Consider the following 24,113-nt stretch of genomic DNA (forward strand, 5'->3'; position numbering starts at 1 on the left):
GAACCGCTCCATGTCGGCGTACGCGTCGTCGTCCGGCGGCTCCTCGCTCGCGCACATGTGGAGGTACGAGAGGAACGTCCGGTCGGTTCGGATCGGGTCGGTCGCGGCCGGATCACCCTCACGCGCGACGCCGTCGGGGCCGACCCCGTCCGCGACCCCCGCGATCAGTCCCGCGGCCGACAGCGCCGACAGGAACGCGGGCGACCACGGCTCGCCGGTGAAGGGGACGCCGGCCGCGGTCCCGCCGTGGACGCCCGGACGGTCGCCGACGACGTGGAAGTCGGCGTTGGCGTCGCCGTAGCCCGGGACGAACGACGGACAGTCGGGACGCATCCCGAACGGGTTCCGGATCTGGTCCGTGACGTTCTGCACGCAACGTGATAGGCGCGCACCCGGTTATATCGCGTTCGGTCCGACGCGGGAACGCTCCCCGGCCGGCGACCCGGATCCCGGCTCCGCAGCCAGGGAGCGGAACGAACCCCCGGAGTCGGCCCGATGCGAGGCGCACGAACCGTCGTGGATACGCATAAGTTACGCAGATACCGTGGGTCCGACTGACGTTGGATACGCGTCGGTCGCCGCGCCGGGGTCGTAATTTCAGGATCGTTAATTTACGACCGAGAATCGCACGACTGCGTCGGGGTACGTTCGGTCGACCGCGCGGAAGATACTTATACGTCCCCGCGCTCGGGTCGGGCAGAAGTTCAATGTTCGACCGCATCCGCAGGGCGGCCCTGTTCGGGCTCCACCAAGCGACCGTCGCCGCCGGTATCTCGCTGTTCCCGGTGGCGGTCTTCGCGCGCCGGCGTCTCGGCATCAACATCCCCGTCGGCCGGCTCGTCGAGACCACCACCGAGGCGTTCGAGACCGCGGACGAGGAGTGATCGACCGACCGTAACGGTCCGTTTTGGCGTCGACGAACGCAGATTCCCCCGAGCGACCGCGCCGGCGGCTTCTCCGGGCGTTCCGGCCGCTGACAGCTCCTACCCGCGGGACCGACGTTGCGCGGTCGTCCGGCGGTCGCGGCCCGTTCCGGTCGGGCGGGCGAGCGGTCGTCCCCCGGCGACGGATAGGTTCGTCGGAACCGGTCGGCGGCCCCCGAAGGGTTGCCTTTATCAGCGCGCCGAGCGAATGAAGGTGTAATGCGAACACCGACTGGCGACCTCTCAGACGGCCCGGCGGCGGACCTCGGCCGCGACCAGCCCGTCTTCGGACCGGAGCTCGGCGAGTTCGAACACAGCGAGCGCCGCGCCGCGAAGGCGGAAGGCGACGGCGAGATGAAGACCGGGACGACGACCGTCGGCATCAAGGCCGAGGACGGCGTCGTGATGGCGACCGACATGCGCGCCTCCCTCGGCGGCATGGTCTCCTCGAAGGACGTCCAGAAGGTCGAGGAGATTCACCCGCGCGGCGCGCTCACCATCGCCGGATCCGTCTCGGCGGCACAGAACCTCATCTCGACGCTCCGCGCCGAGACGAGCCTCTACGAGGCCCGCCGCGGCAAGGACATGTCCATGGAGGCGCTGTCGACGCTGACAGGGAACCTCCTCCGCTCGGGCGCGTTCTACATCGTCCAGCCGATCCTGGGCGGCGTCGACGACGAGGGCGCACACATCTACTCCATCGACGCCCTCGGCGGCACGACCGAGGAGGAGTACACCGTCACCGGCTCCGGGTCGCAGTACGCGCTCGGTGTCTTGGAACAGGAGTACGACGACGGCGTCACCATCGACGAGGCGAAGACAATCGCCGCGAAGGCGATCCAGTCCGCCGTCGAGCGCGACCTCGCGTCCGGCAACGGGATCAACGTCGCCGTCGTCACCGATGACGGCGTCGACATCACCCGGTACAAGGAGTTCGACGGCCTCCTGTAAGGCCGCCCGCACCGTCGACGCAGTTCCCTGACGCGGTTCGCCGACGACTCTCATCGCGATTTTTCCGATTCCCTCCCACTCGCGAGTACGTTCTCCGGGCTCTCCGGCCGTCACCGCCGCAGTCCCGGCGGCGCGCGGATCCCGTCGCCCCAGTAGAACCGGGGGCCGAAGAGGAGGTAGCCACAGGAGAGGAACAGCAGCGCGAACGCGAACCCCTCGCCGATCCACGCGGGGAGCGCGTCCGTCGCCATGTGGCCGGCGGGGGTGAGGATCACGGCGGCCTGGACGACGCCCATCACGAGCGCGTCCTGCGCGTGGAGGTCCGGGTACGTGACCGTCGATCCCATCAGCAGCGCGAACGTCCCCGTCGCCGCGACGAGGAGAATCGGAGCGGTGTAGCCCGCAATGACGGCGGCCGCGAGCACCGTCGCCGCCAGCGTCGTCGGGACGCCGACCGTCTCGCGGGAGCCGTCCTCGTCGGCGGTGTAGAGGCCGAGGCGGGCGACCGCGGCGGCGACGAACAGCGCGCCAGCGCCGACGCCGGCGGCGACGAGGACGGGATCGGCCGCGAACGAGCGGCCGTCGCCGACGACGGCGGCGACCAGCGCGGCGGGGGCGACGCCGAAGGAGGCGACGTCCGCCAGCGAGTCGAGGTACGGGCCGGCCGGCGTCGACCCGCGGTGGCGGGCGACGACGCCGTCGAGGCCGTCCGCGACCGCGGCGAGGAGGACGAGTCGGGCCGCGAGCGCGACGTCGACCGTCGCGGCGACGACGGCGAGAAAGCCGACGGCGGCGTTGGCCACGGTGACCGCGTCCGCGAGTCCGAGCCGCCGGGCGAACCGCAGAGGCATACCGTACCGGTCGACGAGACGGGTTTTAGGGCTTGTTATCTCGTCGACCGCCCGCACGCGACGCCGTCGAGGGAGCGTCGGGGCGCGAACCGGAGTCGGGCCGTGAGCCGACCGCCGTCAGGGCACGTGCCAGATGCCGCGCCCGAAGTCGAGCCACTCCCCGACGACGACGTGCGGGAGGGCGATGACGCAGACGAAGATGGTGTAGAAGGCGACCGCGCCGGAGAGCAGCGGGCCGCCGGCCAGCGGGTTCGGCGCGACGGTCCACAGGGTGACGGCGACGGTCGCCGTGGCCAGCGCGCCGACGACGAGGACGCCCCACGCCACGACGAGCGAGACGCCCTCGGTCCGGCTGGGGCGCTCGCGCTCGACGACCATGCTTCGGGCCGACTGGCGCATCGAGTACCACAGCGGGAAGTAGAGCCCGATGGCGACGACCACGGGCACGAGCGCGAAGTACGCGACGAGCAGCAGCGTCTCGGCGGCGTCGAGGAGCCACGATCGACTCACGCCGCCGGTCGAACGCCAACTGGTCGCGAGCCCGCCGCCGAGGTGCGCGAGCACCCCGACGCCGTACGCTGCGCCGAGCGCCGTGGTGACCGCCTCGGGCGAGGAGGCGGCGGGACCCGCTAACTGCCCGTCGAAGACGCCGAGCATGATACCGGTGAAGCCGTAGAAGGTGTCGGTCCAGAAGACGGCGGGGACGACCATCACGGCCCCGCCGCGGACGAGGGCGGCGAGCGCGCGCTGCGGCCGCGTGGGGAGGTGGTCGGTGCCGACCAGCGCGTCCATCACGCGCAGGTCGCCGTGCCCCCCCTTCGCGACCGCGGTCCCGAACGCGAGCGCGAGCGCCGGCAGCGGCGCGACGACGAACAGCGTCACGAACGCCGCGACGAAGCCGACGTACAGCCCCACGTACCGCGCGCCGAACGGGAGGCCCCGCCGGCGGAGGTTCGAGAAGTGTTCGTACCCCCCGTGCGGGAGGTTCAGCGCGACCATCCCGACGAGGTACGCGATCATCTGCGTTCGGAGCGATACCTCGGTGCCGGCGGCGGACAGCGCGCCGAACCCGACCGCGAGCAGGAGCAACGCGGCGCGCGACGCACCGATGGCCGTCCGCTCCGGTTCACCGAGGAGCCGCCGTACCGGACTCGCCGTCGACGTCGACATACCAGCACGTACGGCTCTTACGGGGTTAGGGCCTCGTCGTCATTATTGGGTATTTTATATGCCGTGCGCGCGCTCGCCGCGGTCGCCAGCCGGCCGCCCCGCCGAGGGAGTGAGACGCGCTCAGTACGTGTGGATCACTTCGCCGCAGCGCGTGCACTCGATCGTGTCCGACCTGAACAGGCGCTCCTTCTTCTCCGTCGGCCCGTTACACTCGGGACAGACGCCGAGGTTCCGCCCGTCCGCGACGCGTGCGGAAAGGTCCAAGAACTGGTTTTCGAGCGTCTCGATCTGTTCGGACTGCTCTTCGACGACCGACTGGAGCTCCTCGATCGTGTCCTCCCGCTCCTCGACCGCGGTGGACAGCTCCTCGATTCGCTGTTCGTACGCGTCGATCGCCTCGACGTCGATGGTGACGTCGTCGGCCGCCTCGGTTTCGGCCTCTCGTTCCGCGGTTGTTTCGACGGTCGATTCCGCTTCCGCTTCGGCGTCATCGTCTGCCATGCCCTATCCGTGGTGCCCCAGGCTCATTACTTTCGGGCCGACAAGGTTCCCCCCGAAGGGGTGTCCGACGCCGGCGACGGCGGCCCGGACGCTGCCGCGACCAAGCGGCCGACGGCGCGGATACCTAACTGGGATGGCATCGATCTCAATAGAGTATATACTGTATGAAGATGTGGGTATGGACCCGATAGCGCTACAGGCGGGATACGACCTCCTCGGGGACGGTCGCCCCGAGACGCTTTGGTTGGGTATCGGCACGCTACTAATGCTCATCGGGACCTTCTACTTCATCGCCCGCGGTTGGGGCGTGACGGACAAGAAGGCCCGTGAGTACTACGCGATCACGATCCTCGTGCCGGGGATCGCGTCGGCAGCGTATCTGTCGATGTTCTTCGGCATCGGGCTGACGACGGTCGAGGTGGCCGGGATGGCCGAGCCGCTCGAAATCTACTACGCCCGGTACGCGGACTGGCTGTTCACGACGCCGCTGCTGCTGCTTGACCTCGCGCTGCTCGCGAACGCGGACCGCACCACCATCGGGACGCTCATCGGCGTCGACGCGCTGATGATCGTCACCGGTCTCATCGGTGCGCTCTCGCACACGCCGCTCGCGCGGTACACCTGGTGGCTGTTCAGCACGATCGCGTTCCTGTTCGTGCTGTACTACCTCCTGACGGTGCTCCGCAGCGCGGCCGCGGAGCTCTCGGAGGACGTGCAGACCACCTTCAACACGCTAACGGCGCTCGTCGCCGTCCTCTGGACGGCGTACCCGATCCTGTGGATCATCGGGACCGAAGGCGCCGGCGTCGTCGGCCTGGGCGTCGAGACGCTCGCGTTCATGGTGCTCGACGTGACGGCGAAGGTCGGATTCGGGTTCGTCCTGCTCCGCAGCCGCGCCATCCTCGGCGAGACCGAGGCTCCGGAGCCCTCGGCGGGTGCCGAGGCGCAGGCCGCGGACTGACGGTCGCCCGTCGACCGTTCCGTGATCGCATCGCATCGACCGACTTTCCACCGTTCATTTTTGACATGACTGACACAACCACCGAACAGCCGCCAGTGCTGCGTACGCGGTCCGTGATCGGACTCGCCGTCTGCCTCGCGATCGCCCTCGGCGGGATTTTCGTGATCCCCGGGTTCGAGTCGCAAGCGGGGTTCGGCGTCACGTTCTGGACGATGGCGGCGCTGGAGCTGCTCGCCATGGTCGGGGTCGCCTACTTCGTCCTCAACCTCCACGAGGAGTAGCTCCGACCCCCGGTTTCGGCCGTCTCACTCCGCCGATCGATCGGGCCCCGACCGGCCGGGGTCGGCTCGCCCGTCGCGGGTCGACGGCGACGTCTCGGCGAGGGCGCGCTCGAAGTGGTCGCGACCGACGGTCGAGTCGGTCGCCGGGCCGTCGCCGACGATCGCGTCCTCGATCGCGAGCAGCCCGGCCTCTCGGACCAGCGCCGCGAGGTCGCCGCCGCTGTACCCGGCGGTGCGGTCGGCGACGGCGTCGAGGTCGACGTCGGCCCCGACGGGCATCTCCCGCGCGTGGATCCCGAGGATCTCGCGGCGCGCGTCCCGGTCGGGGAGCGGCGTCTCGACCGCCTTCTCGATCCGTCCCGGACGCAGCAGCGCCTCGTCGATGTTGTCGGGGCGGTTGGTCGCCGCGATCACCACGACGTCGGTGAGCGGCTCCAGTCCGTCCAGCTCCGTCAGCAGCTGCGACACGACGCGCTCGCCGGCACCCGTGTCATCGCCGCGGCGCTTCGGCGAGATGGCGTCGACCTCGTCGAAGAACACCACCGCCGGCGCGTTCTCGCGCGCGGTGGCGAACAGGTCGCGGACCGCCTGCTCGCTGGCCCCGACGTACTTGTCGAGCAGCTCCGGGCCGTTCACCGGGATGAAATTCGCGTCGCTGAGGCTCGCCGCGGCCCGCGCGAGCAGCGTCTTCCCGGTCCCCGGCGGCCCGTGTAACAGGACGCCGGACGGCGGGTCGATCCCCATCTCGGCGAAGCGGTCGGCGTACTCCAGCGGCCAGTACACCGCGCGCACGAGCTCGCGTTTGGCCGGCTCCAGCCCGCCGACGTCGTCCCAGCCGACCGCGGGGAACTCCACCGTGACCTCCCGGAGGCCGGTCGGCTCGGCCTCGTCGATCGCGGCGTCGAAGTCGGTCAGCCGGATCGCGGACCGGCCGTCGCGCCGGACCGCGCGCTCCAGCGCCGCGTCCACGAGGACGGCCAAGTCAGCGAACACGTACCCGTTGAGTCGCGCGGCGATCGACTCGAAGTCGACGTCCATCGCGAGCGACGCGCCCTCGCAGAGCGCTTCGAGCGCGGCCGAGCGCTCGGCGGTCGTCAGCGGCTCGACCGCCACCTCCCGGTCGAACCGCCCGCCGCGGCGCAGCGCCGACGGCACGGCGCTCGGGTCCGTCGTCGCGCCGATCACGACCGTCCGGTCGCCGGCGCGGAGCTCGTCGACGGTCGAGCGGAGCCGGTCGGCCAGCGCGGAGCCGCCGTCGTCGGCCCCGAGCGCCTCGAGGTCGTCGAGGAGGGCCACGGTCGGCTCCCCCGCCGTGACGCTCTCGACGACGCGGTCGAGGCGGTCCGTCCGGTCGCCGGCCCGTTCGCCGCGGAGCCTGGCCGCCGAGACGCGTATGAGCGTCGCGCCGGTCGCGGCCGCGACGCCCTCGACGAGCGTCGTCTTCCCCGAGCCGCGCGGCCCGTGGAGGAGCAGGCCCAGCGTCGGGTAGCCCGCCGACTCGAAGGTGTCCGCGGCGTCGAACCGCGCCGCGACCGCCTCGCGAAGGCGCTCGAACGTCGCCGTCGGGACGAGCTCGTCCCCGACGCCGACCCCGTCCGGCCGCTCGGCGACGACGGCCGGCGTCCCGTCGTCGGCCGCGACGGTGATCTCGGTCTCGTCCGTGACGACGGCCGGCGATGACGGGGCCACGTCGCGCACGTCGAACCGGAGCGTGAGGGCACCGCCGAGGCGGGTGACCTCGAACTCGTCGCCGAGGGCGACCGCCCGGCGGTCGAGCCGCCGGCGGATCGCGTCCTCGCTCCGCTCCAAGTCGACCGACTGGCGGAGCCGGAGGGTGACGGCCGACGCGACGGGGAGGTCCGACGCCGACACGGCCGCGGTCTCGCCGGGTTCGACCCCCGCGGTCCGACGGAGCCGTTCGGGGAGGAAGACGGCCCGCGCTCCGTCGTCGACCGCGACCGCAGGGGCGACGACCCGGTGTGCGCCCCCGACGGCGACGGAGTCGCCGAGCCCGATCCCCAGCTCGGCGAGGACGGACTCCGGGAGACCGACGCGGTCCCCGGGGACCGACGTGGGCGGCTCTCGGACCGGGATACGCACCGTCATCGGTCGTCGATGCGTACCGTCATCGTTCGTCGGTCGGATCGCGGGACGCCCCGCCGGCGGCGGTCGTCGACAGCATACACGGATCGGTACGCGCATCGACCACAAAGTACCCACGGCCTGACTGGACACCGTCGCGGCCGCCGACGCGACCGCGGCCCCGCGATTCGACTCGCTCGACGCGCCCGCCGACGCGACCCGGAGCCCCGATCCGACACGTCGGAAGACTGGCAAGCATTAACCCGTGTGACTACAAACGGCTACACATGGCGAACGCTCGGGCTCTGCTCGTCCATCCGGACGAGGGGAGCGATCGGATCGAGACGGCGCTCGACGCCGCGGGGTTCGACGTGACGCGCACGGAGACCGCGGCGTCCGCCGTCGCGAAGGCGACGACGGGCGAGTACGACTGCGTCGTCAGCGAGTACGCCCTGGATGGCGACGACGGCGTCGCGCTGGCGACCGCGATCGAGGAGTCCGACGCCGGCATCCCGGTCGTGATGTTCACCGAGACGGACGAGGACGGCGTCCCGGAGGCCGCCTACGAGAACGGCGTCGACCGGTTCCTCAAAAAGAACGGCGCGGCGTCGATCGACCGGCTCGTGTCCGACGTGTCGGCCGTCTCCTCCGGCGTGCCGGACTCGGAGCCGCGACAGGACGTGTCCGACCACGAGCCGACCGCGACGGAGGTGACGCGGGCCGTCGAGGACGCGCCGATCGGGATCAGCATCAGCGACCCGGACCTCCCCGACTACCCGCTCGTGTACGTCAACGACGCGTGGCGCGAACACACCGGCTACTCGGTCGAGGAGGTTCTCGGCCGGAACCCGCGGTTCCTCCAGGGCCCGGGGACGGACCCGGAGACCGTCGAGGAGATCGCGGAGGCGATCGGCAACGAGGAGGAGGTGACCGTCGAGATACGGAACTACCGGCGGGACGGAACCCCGTTCTGGAACGAGCTGACGGTGGCCCCCGTCTACGACGAGGAGGGCGAGCTCGCCCACTACGTCGGGTTCCAGAACGACGTGAGCGAGCGGAAGGCGGCCGAGCGGCTCGCGGAGGAGCGCGCCGAGAAGCTCGCGACGGAGCGCCGGGCGCTCGACAGGCTCCTCGGTCGGGTGAACGGACTCCTCAGCGACATCAGCCGGATCCTCGTCGAGAACTGGGACCCGGACGTGATCCCCGATCGGGTCTGTGAGGTCGTCGCCGACGAGCCGGGGTACGCCGGCGCGTGGATCGGCGAGGTCTCCTCGGCGACCGGGCGGTTCGAGGTGAACGCCGCGAGCGGCGTGGCGGTCGAGCCGGGAGCGACGTTCGACGTCGCCGAGACCCCGGCCGAGGTCCGGGAGGCGATCGAGACGGAGGAGCTCCGGGGCGGCTCGATAGAGGGCGACGGCGGCGGACCGCTCTCGCCGGCGTCCGCCGGCGGGACGCAGCTGCTCGTCGTCCCGCTCACCTACGGGAAGCGCCGGTACGGCGTGTTGGGTATCTACGGGAACGGCGCGAACGTCCTCGACCGGCGGGAGCGGAAGGTGTGCGAGTCCGTCGGGAAGATGATCGCAAACGGCCTCCACTCCGTCGAGACGACGCGGATCCTCACCACCGACCGGGTCTGCGAGATCGTCGTGGAGATCCGCGACCCCTCGTCGACGCTCTCGCAGATCGCCGACGCGGTCGGCGAGGAGGTCGAACACCTCGGGACGACGCGGCTCGACGACGACGCCGGCGAACTGTACTTCCGAGTCGACGGCAGCGACGTGGACCTCGACGAGGTCGCGGCGCTGTCGGTGGTCGAGTCGATGCGGCCGGTCTCGGAGACGACCGACGCCGTCAGCTTCGCCGTCACCGTCACCGAGTCGCCCCCCCTCGCGCGGCTGGCCGACCACGGCGGGATCGTCTCAGAGGCGACCGCGACCGCGGACGCGACGACGCTGACGGTCGAGGCACCGCCCGAGCGCGACGTGCGCTCGATCCTCGACGTGTTCCGCGACGAGTACGAGGGGGTCGAGCTCCGGTCGCGCGTCGAGCGCGAGAGCCGCGACCGCACCGTCGCGGAGTTCGCGGCGGCGGTCGACGAACAGCTCACCGAGCGGCAGCGCGCGGCGCTGAAGACCGCCGAGCTGAACGGCTACTTCGAGTGGCCGCGACCGGTCGACGGCTCGGAGATCGCGGAGCGGATGGGGATCACCCGGCAGACGTTCCACCAGCACCTCCGGGCCGCCGAGCGGAAGCTGGTCGAGGCGTACGTCGACCCGCGCTCGGACGAATGACTCGGCGACCGACGGGGGGATCCGAGGAGCGATGAGCGACGACCCGTTCGCCGCGAGCGACGCGATCCTCGTCGCGGCCGACCCCGAGACCGTCTTCGCGTTCCTCGACGACCCCGCGAACCACGCGGCGATCACGCCCGGCCTCGCCGACGTGCGGGACGTCGAGCCGCTGGAGAACGGCGGGAAGCGCCTCTCGTACACCTACCGGATGGCGGGGATGGGGATCGACGGCGAGATCGTCCAGACCGTCCACGACCCGCCCGAGCGCCACGTCTTCGACCTTCGGGGACGGCTCACCGGGACCATCGACCTGCGGCTCGCGCCCGCCGAGGGCGAGACGGAACTGACGTACGCCGCGACGTACGGCCTGCCGGAGAACGCGCTCACGAGGCTCGGCGCACCCGCGATCCGCCGGTTCAACGAGCGGCAGCTCCGGGCGGCGTTAGAGAACGTCGCGGGGCGGTTCGACGACGAGTAGGCGAACCGGGGAACACGACACCGGAGGGAGTCGGCCGCCGGCGCGCGTCGACCGGGAGATGGCGGGGCGACGGCCCCCGGCGTGCGAACTATTAAGCGTGCGATGTTCCAAGTGGGGGCATGGATCCGATACCCCTCCAACTCGGTTTCGAGCTCGTGAGCGTCGGCCTGCTCGCGCTGCTTCTCGTGGTCGTCACGCTCTGGCAGTCGTTCGAGATCGTCGACGCCTACGAGAAGAAGACGCTCACCGTCTTCGGCGAGTACCGGAAGCTGCTCGAACCGGGCATCAACCTCATTCCCCCGTTCGTCTCGCGGACGTACCCGTTCGACATGCGGACGCAGACGCTCGACGTTCCTCGCCAGGAAGCGATCACTCGGGACAACTCCCCGGTGACCGCCGACGCGGTGGTCTACATCAAGGTGATGGACGCAAAGAAGGCGTTCCTCGAAGTGGACGACTACAAGAAGGCGGTCTCGAACCTCGCGCAGACCACGCTCCGCGCGGTGCTGGGCGACATGGAGCTCGACGACACGCTGAACAAGCGCCAAGAGATCAACGCGAAGATCCGGAAGGAACTGGACGAACCCACAGACGAGTGGGGGATCCGCGTCGAGAGCGTCGAGGTCCGCGAGGTCAACCCCTCGAAGGACGTCCAGCAGGCGATGGAGCAGCAGACCTCCGCAGAGCGTCGCCGCCGCGCGATGATCCTCGAAGCGCAGGGTGAACGGCGCTCCGCGGTCGAGCAGGCGGAAGGTGACAAGCAGTCCAACATCATCCGCGCGCAGGGTGAAAAGCAGTCCCAGATCCTCGAAGCGCAGGGTGACGCGATCTCGACGGTCCTCCGCGCCCGCTCGGCCGAGTCGATGGGCGAGCGCGCCATCATCGAGCGCGGCATGGAGACATTAGAAGAGATCGGCAAGGGCGAGTCCACGACGTTCGTCCTCCCGCAGGAGCTGACCAGTCTCGTCGGCCGCTACGGCAAGGCGCTCTCCGGCTCCGACGTTCAGGAGATGGAGGGGCTCGACGGGAAGGAGTTCGACGCCGACACCCGGAAGATGCTCGGCCTCGACGACATCGACGAGATCCTCGGGCAGATCGAGGAGTCCGCGGAGATGGATGTCGAGGAGCTAGAGAAGGAGGCAGAGGCCGTGAAGGCCGGCGACGCCGGCGCGAGCATCAGGTCCGCCGACGAGGTCATCCAAGAGATGGACGACGAGGAGGTGGACGCCGGAGTGGAGGCGGACGGCGAAGTGGAGACGGAGAACTGACGCGGCGCGAGACGCCGCGAGCGCCGACTTTTCGGACCGAGGTCCCCGAACGAAGTGCTTTTGTCGAGGCGTAGTCTAACGTGTAGCGTGACAGAGGGGTTCGACGGCCGGAAGCGCGAGACGCTCCGGCGGTTCGCCGCGGTCGGGGCCGCCGCGCCGTTCGTCGGGACGGCGAGCGCGAGCGACGGCGACGACGCCAACGAGACGCGGGAGGCGATCCGCGGCTACGTGCCGACGACCCCCGGCGCGCACTTCTCGAAGCTCCGCGACGACCTCCGCCTCGGGACCGGGGAGGCGCAGTACCACCTCCGGAAACTGGAGGAGGCCGGCGCGATCGAGTCGGAGAAGGACGCCGACTACCGGCGCTTTTTCCCGGCGGACCGGTTCGACGAGACGGACAAGCGCGCGCTCGGCTACCTCCGCCGGGAGACGCCGCGCGGGATGATCCTCACGCTGTTGCGCGACCCGGAGGCGACCGGGGCCGACCTCGCGAGCGCGCTCGACGTCTCCCGGCCGACGATAAGCGCCGCGGCCGCCGACCTCGAGGCCGCGGGGCTGTTGGACCGGAGCGACGGCTACGCGCTGACGGAGCCGGAGCGACTGCTCACCCTCGTCGTCCGGTACGCGGACTCCTTCGACGCCGAGACGGTCGCGTTCGCCGACGACGCCGCGTCGCTGGTCGCGTACGACCCGTGACGCGCGCCGCGGGTGAAAGGGTCGACCGAACCGCGAGGGCGACCGCCGGTCAGGCGGTGACCATCCACGTCGTGCCCGACGAGTAGCCCCACTTCTCCACGTCGACATCGGTGGCCGCGTCGGCGACGGCTCCCATGTTCGCGCCGACCTCCTTCGCCGAGAGGTCGAGGTCGTCGGCGATCAGCCGCGACTTGAAGTACGTGCGGTCGGCCGCGTTCTCGCGGAGGTACCGCAGGATGCGGGCCTGCTTCGCGGAGAGGCCGGCCGATTCGGCTGCGACCGCGTCCGGGTGGGCAGTGCTCATACGCGGATCAGGTCCGCGTCCAGCATAAGGCGGTTGGTAGGTCGGGTTAACACGACGCGGTCGGGCGGTTTTGCCGAGATCCAAGGCGGGGAGCGACGGCCCGACCCCCGCGTTTAGGTACGGTCTTCGAACCCGTTCGGCCGGGGGTCGGGTCAGTACAACTCCGAGACGAACGGACCGAGCGCGCCGCTCACCGCGGCCGCGAGCGCCTCGGCGCGGTCGACGCGGCCGGCGGTGAGCGCGCCCGCCGCCCCGCCGCGCGTCGCGACGCCGTCCGTGCCGAGTCGGTCGTCGATCACGGGGCCGAGCTCCTCGCCGTCGTCGATCCGGGCGGCGACGTCCGCCGGGAGCGCGAGACTCGGCCCGGCGGCGCGCCCGACGCGGTCGCCGTCCGTCACCGCCGCCCACATGATCAGGTAGCGGCCGTCGGCCCCGTCGAAGCCGGCGACGCCGCCCTCGATCCCGACGCCGAGGTCGAACGCCGCGGGGTCGTCACCCCGCAGTCCCGCGGTTTCCTCCTCCGGTTCCGCTTCGAGGACCGCCGCGGCCCGGTTCTCCGCGCCGGCGACGGTCTCCGCGTGGCCGGTCGGCTGTTCGCTCACGCCGGAGTCGACGGGCACCGACTCGATCGCGACGCCCGTCGGGTCGCCCGGGAGGTCCGCGTCCGCCGCGGCTCCGAGCGCCAGTTCGACCGCGCGCCGCTTCACCGGGTTCCCGCTGCCGACGCCGACTCGCAGGGTCGTCATGCGCGGTCGTCGTCGCCGGGGGGCGAAAACGCCTCGGGATGGAGCAACCGCGCCAGCCGCTCGACGCCGTCGAGGAGGGCGGGGCTCGGCTGGTTGAGGAGCGAGTCGTCGATCACGCTGACGGGGGCGTCGATCCAGTCGCGCGACGCCACCGTCTCGGGGTCGACGCGGTCGCCGTGCCCGCAGACGTGGACCACGACCCGCTCGGGGTCGGCCCGCTCGACCGCGCCGGGGTCGACCTCGCGGGAGCGCTCGCCCGAGTCGACGAACGGGTAGCGCCCGCCCGCGGCGCGGACCGCGTCGGGGACCCAGTTGCCGGCGGCCATCGGCGGGTCGGACCACTCCTCGCAGTAGACGGTCGGGCGGGGGCGGTCGGCGACGGCGTCGGCGATCCGGTCGAGTCGGTCGCGCGCGTCGGCCGCGAGTCGCTCGCCCGCCTCGGGGCGGCCCACGTCGCTCCCGCGGGCGGCGAACCCGTCGACGGCGTCGTCGAGGGTGGCCGGCTCGCGGTGCGCGACGTCGAAGCCGCGGTCGCGGCAGTCGGCGGCGAGGTTCTCCTGAAGCGCGTCGCTCGTGAGGACGACGTCGGGGTCGAGGGCGGCGACGCGGTCGAGGTCTGGGTTCAGCCACCCGCCGACGACGGTCGCGGGATCGTCGCCGTGCGCGGAGCCGCCCGGCGCGTCGTCGGGGAGGTCGCAGTGGGCGGTGACGCCGACGAGCCGGTCGGCCGCGCCGAGCGCGGCGACCGTCGCGGTCGCGCTCGGGGCGAGCGAGACGACGCGGGGCGTAGACATGCCGTTCGCTCCGGCCGCGACCGTCTCAACGGTTTCGGTCCAGACGGGGGCGGGCGGCCCCGAGCGCGGACGCCGAAAACACGTGATAGATCGTGTCCTTTCGTCGGGTTTCGAGCGACACGTTCCGGTCGTTTTAAGTTGTGTTCCGTCGACGGTAAACTAAGATCGCTCTCGGGCAGTTTCAGTTTCCGGGGGCAACCGAGCTATGAGTGAACGACTACACACACGGGGGAGTCGCTCCCGAACGGAGACGAACGAGGAGGAATCGGAAGACACCGACGAGACGCTGAGCTGTCCGGAGTGCGGCGGGCACGTCATCAACGACGAGGAACACGGCGAGACGGTCTGTAGCGACTGCGGGCTCGTCGTCGAGGCGGACTCGGTCGACCGGGGGCCGGAGTGGCGCGCGTTCGACTCCCGCGAGAAGGACGAGAAGAGCCGCGTCGGGGCCCCGACTACCAACACGATGCACGACAAGGGGCTCTCGACGAACATCGACTGGCGCGACAAGGACGCGTACGGGCGCTCCCTCGGCGCGCGCCAGCGCCAGAAGATGCAGCGGCTCCGCAAGTGGAACGAGCGGTTCCGCACCCGCGACTCCAAGGAGCGCAACCTGAAACAGGCGCTCGGCGAGATCGACCGCATGGCCTCCGCGCAGGGGCTCCCGGACAACGTCCGCGAGACGGCCTCGGTCATCTACCGCCGCGCGCTCGACGAGGATCTGCTTCCCGGCCGCTCCATCGAGGGCGTCTCCACCTCCTGCGTGTACGCCGCCGCGCGGATGGCCGGCGTCCCGCGCTCGCTCGACGAGATCGCCGACGTGTCGCGCGTCGAGAAGGCCGAGATCGCCCGGACGTACCGCTACGTCGTCCGCGAGCTCAAGCTCGAAGTGAAGCCGGCCGACCCCGAGCAGTACGTCCCCCGGTTCGCCTCCGACCTCGAACTGTCGGAGGAGTCCGAGATGCGCGCGAAGAGCCTGCTCCGCAACGCGAAGGAGAAGGGCGTCCACTCGGGCAAGTCGCCGGTCGGACTCGCCGCGGCCGCCGTCTACGCCGCCGCGCTGCTGACGAACGAGAAGACGACGCAGGCCGCGGTGTCGGAGGTCGCCGACATCTCCGAGGTCACCATCCGGAACCGGTACCACGAGCTCCTCGAAGCCGAGGACGGCCTCGTCGCGTAAGTCGATCGCACTTTTCCGACCCGTTTCGACCCCGCCGACCGTTCCAACCCGACCAGCTAAGTCGCCGGCCGCGGAACGGCCGCGTATGTTCGAGGAGTTCGTTCTCGCCGCCAGCACGGCCGACCTCTCGGAGGAGCCGGCGGCCCGCGAACACGCCGACGCGGTGGAGTTCCGGATGGACCTGGCGGACGCGCCGCTCGACCAGCTGGCGGCCTACGACGGCGACCTCCCGCTGCTCGTCACGAACCGCGCGTCGTGGGAGGGCGGCGAGGCCGACGGGCTCGGTCGGTACGACGCGCTCTCGGACGCGATCGGGAACGGCGCGGTCGCCGCCGTCGACGTCGAACTCGCGGCGCTGCGCGGGACGCACCCGGACCCGGCCGAGGCGTCGCACGCGACCGCGCTGCGCGAGGCGGCCCGCGAGGCCGGCGTCGACGTGGTCGCCTCCGTCCACGACTTCGAGTCGACCCCCGAGCCGGCCGCGCTCGTCGACCTGCTGACAGAGGCCGCGAGCGAGGGCGACGTGGGGAAGTTGGCGACGACCGCGACCGCCCCGCGAGACGCGCTCGCCATGCTGGAGGCCACCCACGAGGCGACCGCCGCCGGCCACCGCGTCGCGACCATGTGTATGGGCGAGGCGGGTCGCCACACCCGCGCGGTCGCGCCCGTCTACGGCTCGAAAATCGGGTACGCGCCCGTCGACGCCGCGGACGCGACCGCGCCCGGCCAGTACCCCCTCGCGACGCTCCGGCGGCTCGTGGACGACCTGAGAGGTGGCGACGCGGAGATACCCGACGGCGACTGAACCGACTTCCGCGGTGGCGCGTGCCTGCGAGCGCCCGAAGGGCGCGAGGAGCACGCGCGAGGGAGTCGCGAGCGCGCGGGCGACCGAAGGGAGCCCCGAGCGAGCGACGAGGCTGGGGAGGCGTGAGGTGCGGGGCTGTGCCGGGTGGGACTCGAAGGGGCAGCCGCGAGGCGGGCGTAGACGACGCAAGGACCGCAACGAGGGAGCGACAGCGACCGAGTGAGGACCACAGCGAGTGTACGTCCGCCTCGCGGCTGGGGCTTCGGCGGTGTTCGCGCCGATCGGAGATTCACAACCGGTTACACTCTCTTACAGCTGATCGACTGGAGCTTCGGAGGCGTTCACGGGTGTGTTACCGGGGTTTTCTTTTCAGCCACCACGACGGCCGCTAACTGTCGCTCAGAAGACCGAGTAAAGAGCCAAACCGCTTTACGACCGCCCCCGTAAGAGTCGCCAATGGCGACGTGCGACGTGTGCGGGGAGTACGAGAACCTCCCGTACCAGTGTAAACGGTGCGGCCAGACGTTCTGCGCCGAACACCGACTGCCCGAGAACCACGACTGCCCGGGCCTCGCCGAGTGGGACGACCCCGGCGGCGTCTTCGACAGCGGCTTCGACGAGAGCGTCGAAGGCGACGACGGCGGCGGCACGGTGGGGGGAACCGGCCGTGCCGCCGGTGGCCGCGCTGGCGGCGTCGTGAGCCGGTTTAAACGGCGGGTCGACCGGGCGACCGGGACGGGCGGACTGGTGAGCTACTTCCGCAACAACGCGACGTACGCGATCCTGCTGGCGATGTGGGTCACCTTCGTCGCCCAGTTGGTCACGCTGTTCTTCGGCGGCCCCGCGCTCCATCAGACCCTGTTCGTCCTCCACACGGACGCGCTCGGCAACGTCTGGACGTGGGTCACGTCGGTGCTGTCGCACTCTCCGGTAAATCTGTTCCACATCATCGGCAACAGCATCGTAATCTTGTTCTTCGGCCCCCTCGTCGAGCGCGCGGTCGGGTCGAAGAAGTTCGTCGCGTTCTTCTTCGCGTCGGGGATCGTCGCCGGCCTCGGCCACATCCTGTTCGCGATCGGGATGGGCGCGTCCGCCGGCGTCCTCGGGGCCAGCGGTGCCGGCTTCGCGATCCTCGGCGTCCTCACCGTCTGGCGGCCGAACATGCAGGTGCTCCTCTTCTTCGTGATTCCGATGAAGATCAAGTACCTCACGTGGGGGATCGCGGTCGTCTCGGCGGTGCTGGTGATCCAGAGCGTCCTGAGCGGCGGAGCCGGAAGCGCCGGCGGTATCGCGCACTTCGCGCACCTGATCGGCTTCGCGATCGGACTCGCGTTCGGCAAGCGCAACGAGGGGCTGGCGCGCTCCGCGGGCGGCATGGGCGGCGTCTCGATGGGCGGCGCGAGCGGCCCGCGCGGCCCGGGCGGTCCCGGCGGCCCGGGCGGTCGGTTCTGATGGACCGCGCGCGGCCCGACCTCCGGCCGGACCCGTCGCTCTCGCGAGCGGAGATGGAGGATCTCCAGCGCGAGATCGCGGCGGCCGCGACGTTCGACGACGACCACGCGCTCGACCCGGCCGCGGTCGCGGTCGACGAGGCCCCCTCGCTCGCGGACGGACTGCCGCCGGCGCGCGACGGCCCGCAGGAGCGACTCGGAACGGGCTCCGGCGCGGGGGACGACCACGACCCGGAAGCCGGCGCGGGGGACGACCACGACCCGGACGCGCCCGTCGTGGTCGGGATCGATCAGGCGTTCCTGACCGACCGCGGCGACGCCCCCGACGCCGCCGTCTCCGCCGCGGTCGCGTTCCGCGACGGCGACGTGATCGAGTACGCGAGCGCGACGACGCCGCTGTCGATCCCGTACGTTCCCGGGCTGCTCGCGTTCCGGGAGGGCGACCCGATACTGGCCGCGCTCGACGCGCTCGCCGCCGACCCGGATCTCCTGATCTGCGACGGCTCCGGGCGGATCCACTTCCGCGAGGCCGGCCTCGCGACGCACGTCGGCGTCCTCCGCGACGCGCCGAGCGTCGGCGTCGCGAAGAACCTCCTCTGTGGCGAGCCGGACGAGCCGACCGAGGAGCGCCCCGAGGGCTGGCGGACGCCGGTCCGCGCCGACGGCGCGGTGACGACCGCGGAGCCGGGGACCGCGATCGGCCACGCGTTCCAGTCGCGGCAGTATCCGACGAGCAAGCGGGTGAACCCGCTGTACGTGAGTCCGGGCCACCGCGTGTCGGCGGAGACCGCGGTCGACCTCGTCGCGGCGCTTTGCGCGGGGTACAAGCTCCCCGAGCCGACGCGGTTCGCGGACGCGCACGCGGACGCCGCGAAGCGAGACGCGGACTGAACGCTCCGGGGCGAGACGGTCACCGAACGGTCGGACGAACCGCGGCGACGGATCCGTGTCAGGAGTTGTCACGGTCGGGCGGTTTTTAGACGGTCGGCGGCGAACGCGATCGCATGGGAGACGACGACGCGGAGAGTCCGATGTCCGCCGAGGAGTTCCGGTCGCTGACGGACGGCCTGGTGCGCCAGAGTTCCGGCGGCGGGACCACCGTCTACAAGAACGCGGCGGGGGTCGGCTGTCCGAACCCCGACTGCGACCGCGGCGTGTTCCAGACGCTGTTCGTCAGCGACCACGGCTGGCAGCAGATCGGCGCGACCCGCGACGGGATCGACCTCTGTTTAGTCAACACCGAGTCGAAGCGGCTCGTCTTCATCCACGACGAGTGAATCGAGATGCGGAGACGGCGGCGTCCGCAGTCAGTCGTCCGCCGCCGACGGCTCGTCCGGCTCGGCCGCACAGCGGTTCGGTCCCAGCTCCAGTTCGATCGCCGCGGTCTCGTCGGGCGGCGACTCGACGCCGCGGTTGGCCGCGATCACGGACTCGTAGTTCGGCGGCTTCTCCGGAAGCGTCCGCGTAATCTTCTCGACGAACGCCTCCCGGTCGAGTCCGAGGACGCCGATCCCGCGGCGGGCCTCGCCGATCGTCGTGACGACCGGCTCGCCCGGAACCACGTCGCCGGTCGTCCCGTCGTTCGCGACCGCGAAGTGACCGGGACAGGCGACGACGGCGTCGGGTTCCGCGAGCAGCGTGCCGTGGAGCGAGTCGTAGAGGTCGCGGGCCGCTTCCGCGGCGGGCGCGTCCGGTCCGACTTCGTCGCCGTCCCGGTCACCGGCAGAGAACTGGAGTTCCGTCCGCCCGACGCTGTCGGTGAAGAGGGTGTCTCCGGTGAGGACCGCGCTCCCGCCGACGAGGTAGCTCGCGCCGTCGGCGGTGTGGCCGGGCGTCGCGAGCGCCTTCAGGTCGACCCCGCCGACGTCGAGCGTCTCGTTGCGCTCGATCGGCTCGAACGCGTGGGCCACGTCGCGGTCGGCGGCCGCGGCGGGCAGGTAGTAGGGAACGCCGAGGTCGTCGGCGAGCGCCCGGCCGCCCGAGAGGTGGTCGGCGTGGACGTGCGTGTCGAGGACCGCCGCGATCGACGCGTCGCGCTCCGCGGCGGCCTCGACCCACTCGTCGCCGTGTCGGGAGACGTCGATAGCGACGGCGACGCGGTCGGTGCCGTGGGAATCTGCGGGGGCGTGATCGGCGTCGCCCGCCTCGCGTCCGCCGACGGCGAGGTATCCCAGACACCCCTTCGCACGACGCTGGATCTGAACGAGGTCGAGCGGCGGGGCGGAATCCGGCGCGTCGGGCAGCGGCACCGCGGTCCGGTCGTAGACGGCGGACCAGCCGCGCATGCCGTCGTCGACGACGAGCACGTTCTCGTACCCCGCCGCCTCGAGTTCGGCGGCGAAGTCGTTCGAGGCCTTCCCCTTGGCACACAGCGTGACCACGCTGTCGTCGGGCGAGAGGCCCGTCTCGCGCTCGAAGTCGTCGAGGTCGAACTCGTGGAACGGCTTGTGGAAGTAGTTGACCGCGTCCGCCACGTGCCACCCCGCGAAGCTCTCTTCCGGGCGCGTGTCGACGAGGGAGAACGAGCGGTCGCCGCGCCGTCGCGCGTCGATCATGTCGCGGAACTCGTCGGCGGAGATTGTTTCGACCATACCTGTGTCTCGGTCCGCGCGATCAAAAGCGCTCGGTGGGCGAAGCGGAGAGTGGAACGTCGGCGGCGGGGTCTGCGATGAAGACTGGTGCTCCCCGACGGTTCACTTATAAATAGCAGCTACGGCTGCGGTGAACATCGGCGTCGGTCGCTTGAGTGTAAATCACGGACAGTAGATCGACACGAACACCGCCGAAGTCCCAGCCGCGAGGCTGTGAGTTATTGCTTATAAATCGCTGACCGACACGAACACCGCCGAAGCCCCAGCCGCGAGGCGGGCGCACACTCGTTGCGCTCCTCAGTCGCTCACTCCGTTCGCTCCTTGCGGTGCTTACGTCGTCTGCGCCCGCCTCGCGGCTGCCCCTTCGAGTCCCGCCCGACCGCACGGCACCGCCGGAAGACGGTCGCCTCGCTTCGCTCGGCGCTGCGTCTTCCGTACTCCCGCTCGCTCCCTCCGGTCGCTCGCGGGACCGCAGCCTCACGCCTCCCCAGCCTCGCCGCTCGCTTCGCTCGCGGCATCCCTCGCGCGTGCTGTCTCGCGGTCGCCGATGGCGACCGCTCGCAGGCACGCGCCACCGCAGTTGATCCTCGGGTTGATTCGCCTCGACCGACGATGGATAGGTTTTAGCCCGACGGACCGGAGAGCGGGCGTATGGTCGAGGCGTTCGCGGTCGCCAGCGGGAAGGGCGGCACGGGGAAGACGACGAGCACGCTCGCGCTCGGGATGGCGCTCGCCGAGGACCACGACGTGACGGTCGTGGACGCCGACACGGGCATGGCGAACCTCCTCTTTCACGCCGGGCTCGACGACGCGGCGGTCACCCTCCACGACCTGCTCGTCGCGGGGACCGCGACGGACGTGAGCGAGGCGGTCTACGAGCGGTTCGGCCTCTCCGTCGTCCCCTGTGGCACCTCGCTCGCGGGCTTCGAGGCCGCGGAGCCGGAGCGGCTCCGCGACGTGGTGGCGGAGCTGGCCCGCGACACCGACGTGCTCTTGCTCGACTCGCCGGCCGCGCTGGGCTCGAAGTCGGCCGTGCTGCCGGTCGTGCTCGCCGACCGCGTCGTGGTCGTCGTCGAGCCGACGATCCCCGCGCTCTCGGACGGGCTGAAGGTCCAAGAGTACGCGCGCTCGTACGGCACCGAGACCGCCGGCGTCCTGTTCAACAAGGTCCGCGGCGAGGCCGACGACGTGGCGGCGCAGGCGGAGCGCCACTTCGGCGGGCCCGTCCTCGCGAACGTCCCCGAGAGCGACGCGGTCCGGGCGGCGCGTCGAGCCGGGAAGCCGCTGCTCGCGCACGCGCCGGAGAGCGCGGCCGCGGCGCGCTACCGACGGGCCGCCGACCGACTCGACGTGCGCCACGGCGACGGCGGCGCGGTGGCGGACCGGTTCCGCAGCGCGGTCGTCCCCGACACGCCATGAGCGGAGAGTCGGCGGAGTCGACCGCTGAGCCGGCGACGCTCACCATCCCGCGGGGGACCCTCCTGCGCTCGCGCGTGGTCTCGGACGTCGGGACGACGCTGTCGCGCGCGCTCGACCGCGAGCTCACCGGCTACGCGACGCTCGTCCCGCAGGAGACGCTGCTGCTGTCCGGCGAGGCCCGCGGCGTGATCACCTTCGAGGACGGCGTCCCCGTGCTGGCGTACAACACCGTGACGGACAGCGGCGGCCCGGACGCGCTCGCGGAACTGGCGGTCCCGGGCCCGTACCGCGTCGAACTGTACGCCGTCGACGCCGGGGAGCTGGCCGCGGCCCACGAGGAGGACGCGCTGTGCGTCGCGCCCGACGCGGCCGCGACCGAGGTGGCCGACGACGCCGACCTCGCCGAGCGGACCCGTGAGGCGGCCCCAGACGACCGCCTCCGGGACGGCGCGGACGACGACGACGCGGTCGCCGCCTTCCTCGCCGACGACGACCGGATCGAGGCGATCCGCGAGCAGGCGCGGTCGGAGGCCCGCGACCGCGCCGCGGAGTGGGGCCTCGACGACGCGCTCGACGATCCGGAGGTAGCGGAGGGATCGGAGGGCGTAAATCCCGGAGAGAGCGGTTCTAACGACCCGTTCGACTCGATCGACGCGGGAGACGACGACGGCTCGAACGGGTAACGCGGGACCGCGACCGAATTCGACGCGCGTTTGAAACGCTCGATTCACCGGTAATTTTTTGCCCGACGGCCATGTGAAGATATAACATGTCATTCGGAGGGAACGTGGAGGCGGAGAACCGAGCGTCCGGGGGCGGACCGGAGGCGACCGACTCCGGGGGCGAACCGGAGGCCGAGGGGCCGGCGAGCGGGGAGGGGCGGAGCGCCGACGCGGACGCGGCCGAACCGAACGCGGAGGACGGATCCGCGACGGGAGGCGGCGGTAGCGCGGGGGGAAACGGCGACGCGAGAGCGGTCGACGGCGACGGCAGGAGCGTCCGCGCGAACGAGCTCCTGGAGCTGCTCGGGAACCGCCGTCGCCGGCTCCTGTGGCGACACCTCCGCGCGGAGGAGGCGGAGACGGCGCTGTCGGACGCGTCGCGGCGGATCGCGGCGTGGGAGAACGACGTCGACCCCGCCGACGTCGAGTACGACCAGCGCAAGAGCGTGTACACCTCGCTGCGGCAGTTCCACTGCCCGAAGATGGCCGACGCGGGACTCGTGGAGTTCGACGAGCGCGACGGGACGGTGCGCCTGACCTCGGACCTCCCCGACGAGCTGGTGATCGAGATCGAACCGGACACGGAGAACGTCAGGCGGACCGCGCTCGGTGCCCTCGCGCTCTCGACCGGAGTCATCCTCGGTTCGTGGGCCGCCGGACTGCCGGTGTTCGGCCCGCTCTCGTTCGGCGGCGTCGCGTTCGCCGTCGCCGCCGCGGTCGCCGCCGCCGGACTCGTGTACGCCGTCGCGGTCCGCTCCGACCACGGCGTGTCGCTCGGTGACGCGCTGGCCCGCGTCGACGGCTGATCGGACGGCGCTGACCGAGCGATTGCGCCCGGCGCGCCGGGGGCTCGGTTCGCCGGCCCGCCGGACGCGGCCCGAACGGTTATCTCGCCTCGGTCCCTTCGATCCGTATCACGGTCCTCCGACTCCTGCGGCTGACGACGCCCGCCGACTTCGCGGAGTGGTACGCGGCCGGCCGCGCGTACACCGCCGGGGTCGCCGAGGGAATGGGATTCTCGGGCGTCGACGCCGTCGACGCCGACCGAATCGCCCGTCGACTCCGAACCGCGCCCGGGGACCTGACGCCCGACGAGGCCCGGTCGGTCGGGGCGACGCTGCTCGCGGACGGCGCGTTCTCGGAGCCGTACTGCGAGTGGCTGCCGACGTGGTACGAACTCGCGCTGATCGCGCCCGTCCGGTACTGCGACTGGCGGCTCCGGCGGGTCGTCGACGCGATCGCGGAGGCTGCGGGAGTGACCGCGACCGCGCCGCGGTTCTCGCGGCCGACCGACGTCCGCATCGACGGCGCACCGGCGCTGTCGCGGGTCGACGGCTTCCGCGAGCGGTTCCTCCTCGCCGACTCGCTGCTCCACCTGGAGTGGTTCGACCACGTCGCGGCCGCCGACGGGATCGACGTCCCCGCCGACCTCGTCGACCGGACCCGCGAGGAGTCGCTCTCCTACTACGGCGGCGAACGCGACCGCCTCTCCCCCGACGTGCGCCGGTTCCAGCGTCACCTGTTCGCCGACGACCGGTGGGTCCGACGCGTCAACGAGGCGTACGGCCTCGACAGCCGGCTGTTCGGACTCTGGGAGCGACTGCTGCGCGACGAGCGGCGACGGCTCGAAGCCGACTGAGGGCGACGG

General features: G+C 71.4%; 25 protein-coding genes and 1 pseudogene. 17 read left to right on the forward strand and 9 right to left on the reverse strand.

The window, feature by feature from the left end:
- Positions 1-372: pseudogene (locus C472_RS10365) on the reverse strand (uracil-DNA glycosylase); the annotation flags it as partial.
- Positions 373-707: 335 nt separating this feature from the next.
- Here C472_RS10365 and C472_RS17550 point away from each other — a divergent pair.
- A complete protein-coding gene (locus C472_RS17550) occupies positions 708-884 on the forward strand; it encodes a hypothetical protein (protein WP_006629784.1) in 177 nt (58 codons plus the stop codon).
- Between the two features lie 258 nt (positions 885-1,142).
- Positions 1,143-1,874, forward strand: a complete 732-nt coding sequence (psmB, locus tag C472_RS10370) for an archaeal proteasome endopeptidase complex subunit beta (protein ID WP_006629785.1) — start codon at positions 1,143-1,145, stop codon at positions 1,872-1,874.
- A gap of 110 nt (positions 1,875-1,984) precedes the next feature.
- On the opposite strand, the gene C472_RS10375 is transcribed toward psmB, so the two are convergent.
- From C472_RS10375 to C472_RS10385, 3 genes are all read right to left on the reverse strand, one after another.
- Entirely contained in the window at positions 1,985-2,725 is a 741-nt protein-coding gene (locus C472_RS10375) for a protein sorting system archaetidylserine synthase (RefSeq protein ID WP_006629786.1), read from the reverse strand.
- 117 nt (positions 2,726-2,842) lie between these two features.
- Positions 2,843-3,895, reverse strand: coding sequence for a Brp/Blh family beta-carotene 15,15'-dioxygenase (locus C472_RS10380; protein ID WP_006629787.1), 1,053 nt, complete (start codon positions 3,893-3,895; stop codon positions 2,843-2,845).
- 120 nt (positions 3,896-4,015) lie between these two features.
- On the reverse strand, positions 4,016-4,396 hold the full coding sequence (locus C472_RS10385; protein WP_006629788.1) for a SlyX family protein: 381 nt from the start codon (positions 4,394-4,396) through the stop codon (positions 4,016-4,018).
- A 178-nt stretch (positions 4,397-4,574) separates the two neighbouring features.
- Between C472_RS10385 and C472_RS10390 the strand changes: the two genes are divergently transcribed.
- Positions 4,575-5,357, forward strand: coding sequence for a bacteriorhodopsin (locus C472_RS10390; protein ID WP_082238251.1), 783 nt, complete (start codon positions 4,575-4,577; stop codon positions 5,355-5,357).
- Positions 5,358-5,422: 65 nt separating this feature from the next.
- Positions 5,423-5,638 (forward strand): hypothetical protein, encoded by a 216-nt coding sequence (locus C472_RS10395; protein ID WP_193788345.1) that lies wholly within the window; start codon positions 5,423-5,425, stop codon positions 5,636-5,638.
- A 24-nt stretch (positions 5,639-5,662) separates the two neighbouring features.
- Here C472_RS10395 and C472_RS10400 read toward each other — a convergent pair whose 3' ends face one another.
- Positions 5,663-7,744 carry an AAA family ATPase gene (locus C472_RS10400; protein ID WP_006629791.1) on the reverse strand — a complete coding sequence of 694 codons (2,082 nt, stop codon included), beginning with the start codon at positions 7,742-7,744 and terminating at the stop codon, positions 5,663-5,665.
- 263 nt (positions 7,745-8,007) lie between these two features.
- On the opposite strand from C472_RS10400, the gene C472_RS10405 reads away from it, so the two are divergent.
- From C472_RS10405 to C472_RS10420, 4 genes are all read left to right on the forward strand, one after another.
- Positions 8,008-10,011 carry a bacterio-opsin activator domain-containing protein gene (locus tag C472_RS10405; RefSeq protein WP_006629792.1) on the forward strand — a complete coding sequence of 668 codons (2,004 nt, stop codon included), beginning with the start codon at positions 8,008-8,010 and terminating at the stop codon, positions 10,009-10,011.
- Between the two features lie 31 nt (positions 10,012-10,042).
- Entirely contained in the window at positions 10,043-10,489 is a 447-nt protein-coding gene (locus tag C472_RS10410; protein WP_006629793.1) for an SRPBCC family protein, read from the forward strand.
- Positions 10,490-10,608: 119 nt separating this feature from the next.
- Positions 10,609-11,757, forward strand: coding sequence for an SPFH domain-containing protein (locus C472_RS10415; RefSeq protein WP_006629794.1), 1,149 nt, complete (start codon positions 10,609-10,611; stop codon positions 11,755-11,757).
- Between the two features lie 87 nt (positions 11,758-11,844).
- The gene (locus C472_RS10420) at positions 11,845-12,453 is read left to right on the forward strand and encodes a winged helix-turn-helix transcriptional regulator (protein WP_006629795.1); all 609 of its coding nucleotides are present in this window, start codon (positions 11,845-11,847) and stop codon (positions 12,451-12,453) included.
- Between the two features lie 49 nt (positions 12,454-12,502).
- On the opposite strand, the gene C472_RS10425 is transcribed toward C472_RS10420, so the two are convergent.
- The 3 genes from C472_RS10425 to C472_RS10435 form a co-directional block, all read right to left on the reverse strand.
- Positions 12,503-12,757, reverse strand: coding sequence for a DUF7123 family protein (locus C472_RS10425; RefSeq protein ID WP_006629796.1), 255 nt, complete (start codon positions 12,755-12,757; stop codon positions 12,503-12,505).
- Between the two features lie 152 nt (positions 12,758-12,909).
- Positions 12,910-13,503, reverse strand: a complete 594-nt coding sequence (locus C472_RS10430; protein WP_006629797.1) for a DUF84 family protein — start codon at positions 13,501-13,503, stop codon at positions 12,910-12,912.
- Positions 13,500-14,297: a cobalamin-binding protein gene (locus C472_RS10435; protein WP_006629798.1), complete on the reverse strand. Its 798-nt coding sequence runs from the start codon at positions 14,295-14,297 to the stop codon at positions 13,500-13,502. The genes C472_RS10430 and C472_RS10435 overlap by 4 nt, the downstream gene beginning before the upstream one ends.
- A gap of 205 nt (positions 14,298-14,502) precedes the next feature.
- Here C472_RS10435 and C472_RS10440 point away from each other — a divergent pair, with 205 nt between their 5' ends.
- The 5 genes from C472_RS10440 to C472_RS10460 all read left to right on the forward strand — a co-directional run bounded on the left by C472_RS10440 (position 14,503) and on the right by C472_RS10460 (position 19,010).
- The gene (locus C472_RS10440; RefSeq protein ID WP_006629799.1) at positions 14,503-15,477 is read left to right on the forward strand and encodes a transcription initiation factor IIB; all 975 of its coding nucleotides are present in this window, start codon (positions 14,503-14,505) and stop codon (positions 15,475-15,477) included.
- 85 nt (positions 15,478-15,562) lie between these two features.
- Positions 15,563-16,282 (forward strand): type I 3-dehydroquinate dehydratase, encoded by a 720-nt coding sequence (locus tag C472_RS10445; protein ID WP_006629800.1) that lies wholly within the window; start codon positions 15,563-15,565, stop codon positions 16,280-16,282.
- Positions 16,283-16,738: 456 nt separating this feature from the next.
- Positions 16,739-17,734: a rhomboid family intramembrane serine protease gene (locus C472_RS10450; RefSeq protein ID WP_006629801.1), complete on the forward strand. Its 996-nt coding sequence runs from the start codon at positions 16,739-16,741 to the stop codon at positions 17,732-17,734.
- Positions 17,734-18,624, forward strand: a complete 891-nt coding sequence (locus tag C472_RS10455) for an endonuclease V (RefSeq protein WP_006629802.1) — start codon at positions 17,734-17,736, stop codon at positions 18,622-18,624. Before C472_RS10450 ends, C472_RS10455 begins: the two co-directional genes overlap by 1 nt.
- 113 nt (positions 18,625-18,737) lie before the next feature.
- Positions 18,738-19,010, forward strand: a complete 273-nt coding sequence (locus C472_RS10460) for a DUF7385 family protein (protein WP_004596496.1) — start codon at positions 18,738-18,740, stop codon at positions 19,008-19,010.
- A 30-nt stretch (positions 19,011-19,040) separates the two neighbouring features.
- Here the strand turns inward: C472_RS10460 and C472_RS10465 are convergent, their stop codons facing one another.
- Positions 19,041-20,324 (reverse strand): MBL fold metallo-hydrolase, encoded by a 1,284-nt coding sequence (locus tag C472_RS10465; RefSeq protein ID WP_006629803.1) that lies wholly within the window; start codon positions 20,322-20,324, stop codon positions 19,041-19,043.
- Between the two features lie 651 nt (positions 20,325-20,975).
- Between C472_RS10465 and C472_RS10470 the strand changes: the two genes are divergently transcribed.
- The 4 genes from C472_RS10470 to C472_RS10485 all read left to right on the forward strand — a co-directional run bounded on the left by C472_RS10470 (position 20,976) and on the right by C472_RS10485 (position 24,104).
- Positions 20,976-21,743, forward strand: coding sequence for a nucleotide-binding protein (locus C472_RS10470; RefSeq protein ID WP_006629804.1), 768 nt, complete (start codon positions 20,976-20,978; stop codon positions 21,741-21,743).
- Positions 21,740-22,426 (forward strand): hypothetical protein, encoded by a 687-nt coding sequence (locus tag C472_RS10475; RefSeq protein ID WP_006629805.1) that lies wholly within the window; start codon positions 21,740-21,742, stop codon positions 22,424-22,426. The genes C472_RS10470 and C472_RS10475 overlap by 4 nt, the downstream gene beginning before the upstream one ends.
- Positions 22,427-22,512: 86 nt before the next feature.
- Positions 22,513-23,271, forward strand: coding sequence for a DUF7344 domain-containing protein (locus C472_RS10480; protein WP_162832666.1), 759 nt, complete (start codon positions 22,513-22,515; stop codon positions 23,269-23,271).
- Positions 23,272-23,474: 203 nt separating this feature from the next.
- Positions 23,475-24,104, forward strand: coding sequence for a hypothetical protein (locus C472_RS10485; protein WP_006629807.1), 630 nt, complete (start codon positions 23,475-23,477; stop codon positions 24,102-24,104).
- The last annotated feature ends 9 nt before the right edge of the window (positions 24,105-24,113 follow it).

This window comes from Halorubrum tebenquichense DSM 14210 (genome assembly GCF_000337415.1).
In the GTDB taxonomy this organism is placed as follows: domain Archaea; phylum Halobacteriota; class Halobacteria; order Halobacteriales; family Haloferacaceae; genus Halorubrum; species Halorubrum tebenquichense.

Excerpts from the sequence above, each read along its gene's own strand:
- C472_RS17550 (WP_006629784.1), top strand. The coding sequence starts at position 708 with ATGTTCGACCGCATCCGCAGGGCGGCCCTGTTCGGGCTCCACCAAGCG.
- psmB (WP_006629785.1), top strand. The coding sequence starts at position 1,143 with ATGCGAACACCGACTGGCGACCTCTCAGACGGCCCGGCGGCGGACCTC.
- C472_RS10375 (WP_006629786.1), bottom strand. The coding sequence starts at position 2,725 with ATGCCTCTGCGGTTCGCCCGGCGGCTCGGACTCGCGGACGCGGTCACC.
- C472_RS10380 (WP_006629787.1), bottom strand. The coding sequence starts at position 3,895 with ATGTCGACGTCGACGGCGAGTCCGGTACGGCGGCTCCTCGGTGAACCG.
- C472_RS10385 (WP_006629788.1), bottom strand. The coding sequence starts at position 4,396 with ATGGCAGACGATGACGCCGAAGCGGAAGCGGAATCGACCGTCGAAACA.
- C472_RS10390 (WP_082238251.1), top strand. The coding sequence starts at position 4,575 with ATGGACCCGATAGCGCTACAGGCGGGATACGACCTCCTCGGGGACGGT.
- C472_RS10395 (WP_193788345.1), top strand. The coding sequence starts at position 5,423 with ATGACTGACACAACCACCGAACAGCCGCCAGTGCTGCGTACGCGGTCC.
- C472_RS10400 (WP_006629791.1), bottom strand. The coding sequence starts at position 7,744 with ATGACGGTGCGTATCCCGGTCCGAGAGCCGCCCACGTCGGTCCCCGGG.
- C472_RS10405 (WP_006629792.1), top strand. The coding sequence starts at position 8,008 with ATGGCGAACGCTCGGGCTCTGCTCGTCCATCCGGACGAGGGGAGCGAT.
- C472_RS10410 (WP_006629793.1), top strand. The coding sequence starts at position 10,043 with ATGAGCGACGACCCGTTCGCCGCGAGCGACGCGATCCTCGTCGCGGCC.
- C472_RS10415 (WP_006629794.1), top strand. The coding sequence starts at position 10,609 with ATGGATCCGATACCCCTCCAACTCGGTTTCGAGCTCGTGAGCGTCGGC.
- C472_RS10425 (WP_006629796.1), bottom strand. The coding sequence starts at position 12,757 with ATGAGCACTGCCCACCCGGACGCGGTCGCAGCCGAATCGGCCGGCCTC.
- C472_RS10430 (WP_006629797.1), bottom strand. The coding sequence starts at position 13,503 with ATGACGACCCTGCGAGTCGGCGTCGGCAGCGGGAACCCGGTGAAGCGG.
- C472_RS10435 (WP_006629798.1), bottom strand. The coding sequence starts at position 14,297 with ATGTCTACGCCCCGCGTCGTCTCGCTCGCCCCGAGCGCGACCGCGACG.
- C472_RS10440 (WP_006629799.1), top strand. The coding sequence starts at position 14,503 with ATGAGTGAACGACTACACACACGGGGGAGTCGCTCCCGAACGGAGACG.
- C472_RS10445 (WP_006629800.1), top strand. The coding sequence starts at position 15,563 with ATGTTCGAGGAGTTCGTTCTCGCCGCCAGCACGGCCGACCTCTCGGAG.
- C472_RS10450 (WP_006629801.1), top strand. The coding sequence starts at position 16,739 with ATGGCGACGTGCGACGTGTGCGGGGAGTACGAGAACCTCCCGTACCAG.
- C472_RS10455 (WP_006629802.1), top strand. The coding sequence starts at position 17,734 with ATGGACCGCGCGCGGCCCGACCTCCGGCCGGACCCGTCGCTCTCGCGA.
- C472_RS10460 (WP_004596496.1), top strand. The coding sequence starts at position 18,738 with ATGGGAGACGACGACGCGGAGAGTCCGATGTCCGCCGAGGAGTTCCGG.
- C472_RS10465 (WP_006629803.1), bottom strand. The coding sequence starts at position 20,324 with ATGGTCGAAACAATCTCCGCCGACGAGTTCCGCGACATGATCGACGCG.
- C472_RS10470 (WP_006629804.1), top strand. The coding sequence starts at position 20,976 with ATGGTCGAGGCGTTCGCGGTCGCCAGCGGGAAGGGCGGCACGGGGAAG.
- C472_RS10475 (WP_006629805.1), top strand. The coding sequence starts at position 21,740 with ATGAGCGGAGAGTCGGCGGAGTCGACCGCTGAGCCGGCGACGCTCACC.
- C472_RS10480 (WP_162832666.1), top strand. The coding sequence starts at position 22,513 with ATGTCATTCGGAGGGAACGTGGAGGCGGAGAACCGAGCGTCCGGGGGC.
- C472_RS10485 (WP_006629807.1), top strand. The coding sequence starts at position 23,475 with ATGGGATTCTCGGGCGTCGACGCCGTCGACGCCGACCGAATCGCCCGT.